The sequence below is a fragment of the Salipiger marinus genome (assembly GCF_900100085.1).
Taxonomy (GTDB): domain Bacteria; phylum Pseudomonadota; class Alphaproteobacteria; order Rhodobacterales; family Rhodobacteraceae; genus Salipiger; species Salipiger marinus.
Map to the genome: position 1 here is coordinate 1 of NZ_FNEJ01000052.1, position 7,873 is coordinate 7,873.

Consider the following 7,873-nt stretch of genomic DNA (forward strand, 5'->3'; position numbering starts at 1 on the left):
TGATGCACCTCGATCAAATGCTTCAAATTCTGCTCGAAGGTGGTCATTCCGGGTCTCCTTGTTCGGCTGACGAGGTGAGGGCGCGCAGAGCGTCTTGTGACCATGATTTCCCATCTTCATCGACAACTTAACATCCGTGATCATCGGTCCTGCGGTGAGCGGCGGCATCTTGCCGGAGATCGCCTCGCGCAAGCGGGAGTTCTCAGCTTCGAGGGCAGTTACGCGTTCACGCCAATAGCGGTCCGCGCTGTCGTAGATGTCGCCGTCGATGTAGCGATGATCCGCATATTCCGGGATCTGCGAGGGATATGCCTTGATGCAGGGATCATGCTCATCACGCTCAGTTGCCCAGATCTCGCGCGGCCAAGAGGTTTCAGGCTCGACCGCCTCGGGGCTGGTGTCGGGGGTGTTCATGTGTCGCTCCGGGGGTGGTTCGGACTGGGCAGGCGCGAGCGGAAATGCTCGATCAGTTCATTCTCGGATGGACCGATGACGCAGCCGCCATAAGCGTTGCCGACCGCCATGCCGATGAAGGCCGTCTTGTGGGTCGCCAAGAACCCATAGGGAGGCACATCATCAATCTTGTTCGGGTGACCGTTGATCTTGACGGTCCATTCGTCTGTCTCTCCAGTCCAAGGACCGGGAAGCCTGTTGATTTGGTCCGCGCCTTGGGCAACTGCCCATTCGGAGATGGTGGCAAAGAGCAGCGTGATCTGTGGTTCATCAGCCATCGCGTATTCCTTCGTGATTAAATGAATTGGCTCGCCACCCAGCGCGCCAGCGCCGGGATGCCGCCGCCTATGATCCAGACCCACAGCGCGAGGCCGCCGATCAGGCAGATCAGGCGCAGCCAGAGGGTCCAGCCGGTGGGCGGGGGTTCGTGGGTCATCACTTCCGCCCCTTCCGCGCTTCGCGCACGGCGTGCTCCAGCTTTGCGGTGGCCAAGATCACCGGCTTCAGGTCGGCGGGGGCCGTTTCATAGCCGCGCCCGAAGCGCCCGTTCAGGCGCGGCGCCAGCGCCATGGGCACGGCCTCCCAGTTCGACGGGTCGGTGTTCGTCTTATCGCCGTCGAGGCATTTCAGGCGGTGTCCCTCCGGCACTGGGCCGTTCACCTGTTCCCACAGGTAGCGATGCTTCTGGACGGGCCGCGTCTTGTTGCTGTTCCAAGGGTTCGCCTCGTCCACGATCATGACCACATAGCCGTCTTTCGTGTCGACACGCTCGTGGCCGGCACCGCGATAGTTGTGGGGCCGGGCGCCCTTCTTGAACTGGGTGCGCGCGCTGTTGGGGTTGAAGGGCATCCGCTGCCCCTTGTTCTGCGGCGTCTGTCCCTTGACGAAACAGCCCGTGCGGCCGGTCAGCCAGCCCTTGCGCTTGCACAGGCTATTGAAGTTCGACAGCGACACGTCTGGACGATCCCACAGATAGACGAATTCGGCATGGGCCTCGGGGCGCGGGCGGGTGTGGTTGTCGTGGATCCAGAACAGTTCCGCATCGCTGTAGGTGATCGGGTGGCCCTTCATGTCTCCGGATCCTTCGGCCCGCCGACCTGCGGCAACATCGGCAGCACGGCTGCCCCGTGTTCGGCGTAGAGCTTCGCCGCCCTCAGCTGCAGGTCGGCATTGCTGGTGATGGTGTCCGCGACCGATACGATCGCATCGGCCCGCTTCACCTCCTGCTCCAGCTGCTCGGCCGACAGGCTTTCATCGGCCAGCCGCTCCAGCTGCGCAAAGAGGTGGTTGTTCAGGTCGGAGAGGCGGTTCTTCATGGTGCGGCTCCGGTGGGCTGCTATTGGAGGTTGCCCCCGCCGGGCGCCCTTACGATGCCGCGGCGGGGGATGCGGGCGGGACGCCCGACATGGGGATCAGGTGGCGGGAGGCTGCTCACTCCTTGGATGGTGCTTCACCTCTCACACTCCAGCAGTGCACGCAGATCTCGCGCCTGTGCCGCCTCTGCGGGTTCGTCGGTCTGATCCTCGATCACTACGCAGGCAGTGAGGACATCAGCGGGCGCATGGTGAGCGGCATCCGCCAGCGTGGCCCGGGCCTCGATCAGCGTAGGGACGGCGGTTTCGTGAGTGGTGGCTGCCGTCCTGCTGCCCTTGCCTGCCGTCTGCGCGAGGTAATTCCCGACGCACTCGGACATCGTTGACCCGGTCGCGCAGATGCCGCCGACAATGAGCTCGTGATAGTGCGGGGTAGCTGGCGCCTCCTCCGGCACCAGCCACATCCCGCCCGTCGCCTCGACCAATGCGCGCATGGCCTCGGTCTGCTGGTCCGCCGGGACGGATTCCAGCGCCATGGCGATCTCCGCGTGAAGGTCGATATCCTCGGGGCCCGTCATTTGAAGTGGTCTTGCGGTATCGGGAACCGGATATTCCCCACCTGGTTAACGCGCTGGCCCGACAGTCCGCCCGGGGTCAGCATCGCGCCGCCCGGCGTGCTCATGTCGAAGGTCGCAAACACGGCGTCAAATTCTGATGGGCGGCGGCCATCGGGAAGGCGGACCGTCACGAACTGGGCGACGGCCCCCTGATACTCGACGCCGTTGCGGTGCAGCAGAATCGTGCTCCCACGCAGGTAGGCGTGAAGCTTCTGCGCGGTCACGCCTGCCTCGTAATCCGACTCGCACAGGACAAGCGCGCTTTTGCCCGCGCATAGGGTATCTGCGAGGTTCATGCTGCACCCCCGATCCGCAGGGCGCGCAGAACGCGGGTCAAGAGGCTGTCCAGCCCCAGCCAGCGCCGCAGCACCGCGCCGCCCTGCAGGCCGGACAGGTCTGTGTCGCAGCGCCGGCGGCGAAGCTTCTCCAGATGCTCGATGCGGGCAACTTCGCGCAGGTCTTCGGCCAGCGCTGCGGCTTCTGCCCGGCGGTCGGGTTCGTGGCGCGGTGCTGGATGGTCGGCAAGCGTCGTGGCGTCGTCATTGTCCATCAGGTCACGCTCCAGCAGCAGGATGGCGGTCACGTCGCAGATGGACAGCGCGCCGCCGGTCTGCGGGTTGCGCTGGATCTTCTCCACCCGCACGCGACGCCCGGCGGCGATGGCTGCCGCTGCCGCATCAAAGGCGGCGGCCTCGGTCATGGGGCAGGGCAGCGGCATGGTCGCGCCGATCTGCCCCTGCGAAAGCACATGCCACGTCGCCGGCGGCAGCACGGGATAGGTGTCACCATGCACATCGGTCAGAGGATCGATCAGCATGTCGCGCCCTCCGTCGCCCGGGGCGCAGCGGCATAGAGCGGCGCCGGGTCGCGCAGCGTCATCAGCCGCCATGCGTGGGCGCAGAGCCCGACGCGATTGAATCGCTCGATCTCGCGGGCAAAGTCGGCTGCGCCGAAATCGGGCAGCATGGCCTGCTGCTGCCGCGCCGCGCGGTCGATGCAGTAGGCGACCCACGCGGCCAGCGCGACCATGCCGAGGCCGGTCATCAGGATGGGGTCGGTCAGCATGCCAGCGCCTCCTCGGTCAGCGCGCGGGGCAGGGGCGGCAGGCTAACCCGCAGGGGGCGCAGCGGTGCCATGGCGCGGGTGACGGCCCGCGCCTCTTCGGCGGCCGCATCCTCGTCACCTCGCAGCGCCGCCTCGCGGAAGGCGGCCAGATGGGTCTCGATGGGGGTCATGTCGCGGGTCTCCTTTCTGTCCCATGGGATGCGACCGGCCAGCCGGTCGGTACCGATGGGTCAGTTGGTTTGACGGTTGTCAGTGGCTGCGGAACCGGGATGATCGGTGAAAGGTACGGGAGGCGCTGCAACGCCCCCCGCGATTCCCCACGCCAGCGGAAAGGAGACGCGGGAAATGGATATGGATGATGGAAGCCTGCCGGACATGAGCACGGAGGGTTTTCTGGAACGGATCGAAAAGAAGCTGGATGACCTCACATATGCCTTCGAGGACTTCAGCTCCGAAGGTGGAGGGTATTCGATCGGCGGCGAGCAGCGCGTGTCGCTGAAGACGGTCCACCGGCAGCTGTCACAGCTTACCGCAACAGCGTCATGCATCAGCGCAGAACTGGAAGAGATGAGAAAAGCGCTGATCGCCGCCAAGATCATGCCGAAATAGCCTCGGCTGCAGCTTGCATCTCCTCCAGCTCGGCCACGGCCCGAGAGAGGCTCTGGCAAGCGGAAAGGGCCCCGGCGTCGATCATCTGGCGGGCATGGGCGTCATAGAACGCCCGAAGCGTCGCGGCGTTGATGACCGCTGGCGCTACGGTGGTTTGCGCGGCTGCGTCAGGCTCGCCCCAGCCTGCGGTCTCCGCTGCGGCCTGCAGCAACCACCGGCGCACCGTGCCGATTGCGGGGGTGGCGACGGCCATTGCCGAGATCTGACAATGCAGATCGGCCATGCTGACCGTCTCGGGCGCCGGGGGCCGCTGCATGTCGCTGATGGCGTCGCGGACGCTCTTGAGCGTGGACACAGCGCGGTCGATCAGGCGGAATTTGTGCCGCTCCTCAAATTCCAGAAGCTCGGAGCTGTAGAAGCGGGGGATCGCCCCGGTAATCGCGTAGCTGAGCTGGCCCGCGGCATGCAGAAGCGCCTTTCGCGAGCGGTGGCCCGGCGGGGCACTCTGTGCCAGACGGATCAGCTCATCTTGCAGCTCGCCCAAGCTGGGGGTGCTGGCGCCGCTGTCGTTTGCGGTGTTCTCGGTCATGGTGATCTCTGCGCCGGGAGTTGAGGGGCGGTCAGGTGCCCCGGCGCTGGCCTCTGCCCGCGGTGGTGTGGGCAGAATTAGCTATTGGATAAATAACCGTCAATAAGAATTTAGCAGATAGATAAATTTTGCCTGACGCTAGACAGCGCCTGCGCTAGGCGCTAGCGTGAACCAAGTAAGAACACGGGGGGAAGTAATGCCGAGTCTGATCGCCACATTTTTGGCGCTTAGCAAGGAAGACAGAGAGCTAGTGCTAAACTTTGCGTTGCAGATCAGCGCGAAAGGCGAAGAGCTTCAGCAAACTGGCGGACGCGCTCAACGTCTTCAGCCGGAAGATCGGCCAGAAGATCAAGAAGCTTGCCAATGTCGTTGCGGTCAGAAGACGAGATGAGGGCGTCGGGCTGGACATCAAGTGCTGCGGCAATCCGAGTCAGCAGATGGTTGTTGAGGTTCTTCAGCCCTCGTTCCACTTGAGACATGTGAGGCGTCGAGACGTTGACCCTGTCGGCAAGTTCGCCGATTGTTAGGCCTCTGGCCTTGCGTAGTTCGCGGATCCGCAAATTTAGCTCCATGCTAAGTTGGTAGCAGAGCGGTCGGTCCCGATGAATTTGCGAATGGTGAAATTGTTCTTGCACGGATTTTAGCTATTAGCTAACTCTCGGGCATGAACGCCCTCAAAACATACCTCAGTGGCAAGCGAAAGGGCGACTTCGCTCGAACGCTCGGTATTTCCCCAGCCTACTTGAGCCAACTCCTTTCGGAGAAGACTCGAAGGACGCCAAGCTTCCCGTTGATGGTGGAGATCGAGCGAGCAACTGGCGGAGAGGTTCCGGTGTCTTCGTGGGTCGATAGCTGCCAAGGCAAGTCCTCTCAGTATGATGAGGCCGCCGAATGACTCGCGCAGCCCGGTATCTCCACAACCTGAATACATCTTTGCGCTGCACTTCGGCGCATCAAGGTTACCGCGCCTATCCGAACGGATACGGGAGGGCGGCGGGTTCAATCGTCAGGATCGAACCTGCCGCCCTCCGCCAGACTGTCCGCGGAGATCACAAACGTGTAGCTGCCTTTCATAAATCTCCGATAGTTTTCTGCGGCCTGTTGAGCGGCGAGCGTGTCGAGCTCCTCGAGCAAAGCGGCCTCTTCATCCCGCAGGATGCCGTCCGCCGCAATGACTCGAGCTATGGCCCGTGCCAGTCGCTCTCTGTCAGCTTCGTTGTAGTCCAGGACCCTGGACAAGTAGCCAGCAATGGAACTGCGTTGAGGCCGCATGTAACGCACCAGATTGGTGATCTGATCGAGCACCTCGACAGTCACATCGTCCCGAAACTCTTCGCAACGCGTGCCCTCCATCAGTTCGGCCTCGACGTAATGGCAGATGGCGTCCAGCTCCTCGGGGTGAAATTCGCCGTCGGCTTGGGCTGTGGTGACGAGGAGGGACAGAGCAGGCCGCAACCTCTCCCTGATTTGTCGTGCGGCTGGCAGCGCCTGCTGCGCTGCACTCGGTGCGAGTTCGGCAAGGTTCAGCAGGAGTGTGTCGCGGAAGAAAACGTCGCAGGAGATCACTTCGCCGTCTTCGGTGATGAACCCTTCGATGCGGTCGCAGCGGAACTGACGGAAGGCGCGCCTTTCATGGCAGACCGCGCTGAGGATTGGTGCGTGAGGGCCACGCGCGATCTTCCGAAGAGTGATGCGCCGCCGGGTGACCTCGCCGGAAGCGCCGCAGTAGTCGATCAGGCAGAGCAGTTCATCCAGGGAAATACCATCATCGGTAGATGTGGCATCCTCCTCGACCTCATCTGCCGACGGCACGACGGTGTTGAGGCCGCGTTGCTCGGAGAACCAAGACTCGGGAAGAGGTGTGTCAAATTCTGGGGCGCGGTGGCTCAGCCACGACAAAAGAAGCATCGGAAAATCCATTCTGAAAAGCGGTGTCAGTGGGTCCAAGCTGGAAGAACCACACTGATTCGCGCAACCAAAAGGTTGGCAGCAACCGCGGCGCGCTGCGCCGTCCAATCGAATGTTCGGGCTTGTCCCCCGAGCATGCGGCGGGGTGCCCTCGTGCCCCGTCGCCCGGCGCGCGGGGTGTCCCTCATCCTCCCCGATGTCCCCGCGCGCCGCACGTCATCCCCAACCGTGCCGGGGGTCATCGGCGCGGGTTTCCTTCCTGTCAGACTGGATCCCCGCGTCGCCCCCGCGGCGCGGGGCCTTTTTGTGAGGTAACCATGACGCACATCGCCACGACGAAATCGCGCAGGGCCGGTGCCCCTGCGCCCGGATCAGGCCGCGCGGCGGGCCGGGTTGGTGCCGCATGAAGGGGCATCAGGCGACCCGCGCCGATGATCTGCGGCTGCTGGAAATGCTGCATCTGCGCGATGTGGAGCAATGGACCGCTGGCCAGATCGCGGAACGCTTCGGCATGACGCGCAGCGCGGTGCTGGGGCAGATGTTCCGCATCGACAAGGTGAAGGCGCAGGACTGCCTGTGCCGGCGCAAGGCCAACCGCGATGGCGGGATGAAGCCGCGCTGGTGGAGGGGGAAGGCATGACCTCGCTCGCATTCTCGCCCGGCCACCAGCCGATTCCACGCGACGCCTCGGACGCGGCATGGTGCCGCGCTCTGGAGGCCCCGGCCGATCGACCTGCAGAGGCGGCAAATGTCGCCGCCCTGCTGGACGCGGGGCGGCTCGTGCCGCGCCCGGCGGATTGGTCAGTGCCGCTTCTCCAACTGCCCCACACCCCCCGATAGAGGATTCCTTGCGATGATCACTGTTCGCCGTCTTGCTCCCGATTTCATCACCCCCGGACCGGTGGCCGGCTGCGCTCCGCTCCTGCCGCTGACGAATCCGCGGCGGGTTTCTGCTTCCCTCGCCATCGATGGCGAGCGGCTGAGCGCAGAGCAGATCGCCGAATTGCGTGGTGCGCCCTCCGCATGATCCGCGCCTCCGATCCCATCCTTGCCTTCGGGCTGCGCGCGCAGGCGGTCGCGGTCAAGGCGCAGGCCGCGTGCCTGTCCGAGCGGGACATGCTGGATCTGGTCGAGGCGCTGCTGGATTGGGCTGACGGGGATTTCCGGGCCCGCGATGCGGTGCGGGAGTTCCTGGCGCTGTGCCGGCATGACGTGCCCTGCGCCGGGCGGTTCCTGCAGGGCTGGCTGGAAGCGTGGCTGGTGGTGATCTCGGACAATTGGCCGGGCGATGTGCTGGCGGTGCTGCAGGGCGAGGCGCC

At 64.3% G+C, this 7,873-nt stretch carries 18 protein-coding genes; 5 read left to right on the forward strand and 13 right to left on the reverse strand.

Annotation, left to right across the window (positions count from 1 at the left end):
• From BLR51_RS26230 to BLR51_RS27915, 10 genes are all read right to left on the reverse strand, one after another.
• Positions 1-414 (reverse strand): hypothetical protein (locus BLR51_RS26230; RefSeq protein WP_131821901.1); only part of this gene is annotated, 414 nt, incomplete at its 3' end.
• Positions 411-731: a hypothetical protein gene (locus BLR51_RS26235; protein WP_089852496.1), complete on the reverse strand. Its 321-nt coding sequence runs from the start codon at positions 729-731 to the stop codon at positions 411-413. The genes BLR51_RS26230 and BLR51_RS26235, both read right to left, overlap by 4 nt.
• Before the next feature lie 17 nt (positions 732-748).
• On the reverse strand, positions 749-889 hold the full coding sequence (locus tag BLR51_RS27910) for a hypothetical protein (protein ID WP_165616952.1): 141 nt from the start codon (positions 887-889) through the stop codon (positions 749-751).
• A complete protein-coding gene (locus BLR51_RS26240) occupies positions 889-1,524 on the reverse strand; it encodes an HNH endonuclease (protein WP_089852498.1) in 636 nt (211 codons plus the stop codon). The genes BLR51_RS27910 and BLR51_RS26240 overlap by 1 nt, the downstream gene beginning before the upstream one ends.
• Positions 1,521-1,769: a hypothetical protein gene (locus tag BLR51_RS26245; protein WP_089852500.1), complete on the reverse strand. Its 249-nt coding sequence runs from the start codon at positions 1,767-1,769 to the stop codon at positions 1,521-1,523. The genes BLR51_RS26240 and BLR51_RS26245 overlap by 4 nt, the downstream gene beginning before the upstream one ends.
• Before the next feature lie 134 nt (positions 1,770-1,903).
• A complete protein-coding gene (locus BLR51_RS26250; protein WP_165616953.1) occupies positions 1,904-2,302 on the reverse strand; it encodes a hypothetical protein in 399 nt (132 codons plus the stop codon).
• Positions 2,303-2,340: 38 nt separating this feature from the next.
• Positions 2,341-2,679, reverse strand: coding sequence for a hypothetical protein (locus BLR51_RS26255; protein ID WP_089852504.1), 339 nt, complete (start codon positions 2,677-2,679; stop codon positions 2,341-2,343).
• Positions 2,676-3,200, reverse strand: a complete 525-nt coding sequence (locus BLR51_RS26260; RefSeq protein WP_089852506.1) for a hypothetical protein — start codon at positions 3,198-3,200, stop codon at positions 2,676-2,678. Before BLR51_RS26260 ends, BLR51_RS26255 begins: the two co-directional genes overlap by 4 nt.
• Positions 3,194-3,448, reverse strand: a complete 255-nt coding sequence (locus BLR51_RS26265; RefSeq protein ID WP_089852508.1) for a hypothetical protein — start codon at positions 3,446-3,448, stop codon at positions 3,194-3,196. The genes BLR51_RS26260 and BLR51_RS26265 overlap by 7 nt, the downstream gene beginning before the upstream one ends.
• Positions 3,442-3,618 (reverse strand): hypothetical protein, encoded by a 177-nt coding sequence (locus BLR51_RS27915; protein WP_165616954.1) that lies wholly within the window; start codon positions 3,616-3,618, stop codon positions 3,442-3,444. The genes BLR51_RS26265 and BLR51_RS27915 overlap by 7 nt, the downstream gene beginning before the upstream one ends.
• Before the next feature lie 175 nt (positions 3,619-3,793).
• Between BLR51_RS27915 and BLR51_RS26270 the strand changes: the two genes are divergently transcribed.
• Positions 3,794-4,057 (forward strand): hypothetical protein, encoded by a 264-nt coding sequence (locus tag BLR51_RS26270; RefSeq protein ID WP_089852510.1) that lies wholly within the window; start codon positions 3,794-3,796, stop codon positions 4,055-4,057.
• Here BLR51_RS26270 and BLR51_RS26275 read toward each other — a convergent pair.
• Both BLR51_RS26275 and BLR51_RS26280 read right to left on the reverse strand, forming a co-directional pair.
• Positions 4,044-4,646, reverse strand: coding sequence for a hypothetical protein (locus tag BLR51_RS26275; RefSeq protein ID WP_089852512.1), 603 nt, complete (start codon positions 4,644-4,646; stop codon positions 4,044-4,046). The two genes, BLR51_RS26270 and BLR51_RS26275, sit on opposite strands and share 14 nt — an antisense overlap.
• 272 nt (positions 4,647-4,918) lie before the next feature.
• Positions 4,919-5,206, reverse strand: coding sequence for a helix-turn-helix domain-containing protein (locus BLR51_RS26280; protein WP_165616955.1), 288 nt, complete (start codon positions 5,204-5,206; stop codon positions 4,919-4,921).
• Positions 5,207-5,310: 104 nt separating this feature from the next.
• Here BLR51_RS26280 and BLR51_RS28615 point away from each other — a divergent pair, with 104 nt between their 5' ends.
• On the forward strand, positions 5,311-5,541 hold the full coding sequence (locus BLR51_RS28615; RefSeq protein ID WP_375342704.1) for a helix-turn-helix domain-containing protein: 231 nt from the start codon (positions 5,311-5,313) through the stop codon (positions 5,539-5,541).
• A gap of 104 nt (positions 5,542-5,645) precedes the next feature.
• Here the strand turns inward: BLR51_RS28615 and BLR51_RS26285 are convergent, their stop codons facing one another.
• Positions 5,646-6,566 (reverse strand): TerB family tellurite resistance protein, encoded by a 921-nt coding sequence (locus BLR51_RS26285; protein ID WP_110506226.1) that lies wholly within the window; start codon positions 6,564-6,566, stop codon positions 5,646-5,648.
• 391 nt (positions 6,567-6,957) lie between these two features.
• Between BLR51_RS26285 and BLR51_RS26290 the strand changes: the two genes are divergently transcribed.
• From BLR51_RS26290 to BLR51_RS26295, 3 genes are all read left to right on the forward strand, one after another.
• Positions 6,958-7,194, forward strand: a complete 237-nt coding sequence (locus tag BLR51_RS26290) for a hypothetical protein (RefSeq protein WP_089852515.1) — start codon at positions 6,958-6,960, stop codon at positions 7,192-7,194.
• Between the two features lie 213 nt (positions 7,195-7,407).
• Positions 7,408-7,581 carry a hypothetical protein gene (locus tag BLR51_RS27920; protein ID WP_165616956.1) on the forward strand — a complete coding sequence of 58 codons (174 nt, stop codon included), beginning with the start codon at positions 7,408-7,410 and terminating at the stop codon, positions 7,579-7,581.
• On the forward strand, positions 7,578-7,873 hold a 296-nt coding region (locus tag BLR51_RS26295; RefSeq protein WP_131821902.1), incomplete at its 3' end, for a hypothetical protein. The genes BLR51_RS27920 and BLR51_RS26295, both read left to right, overlap by 4 nt.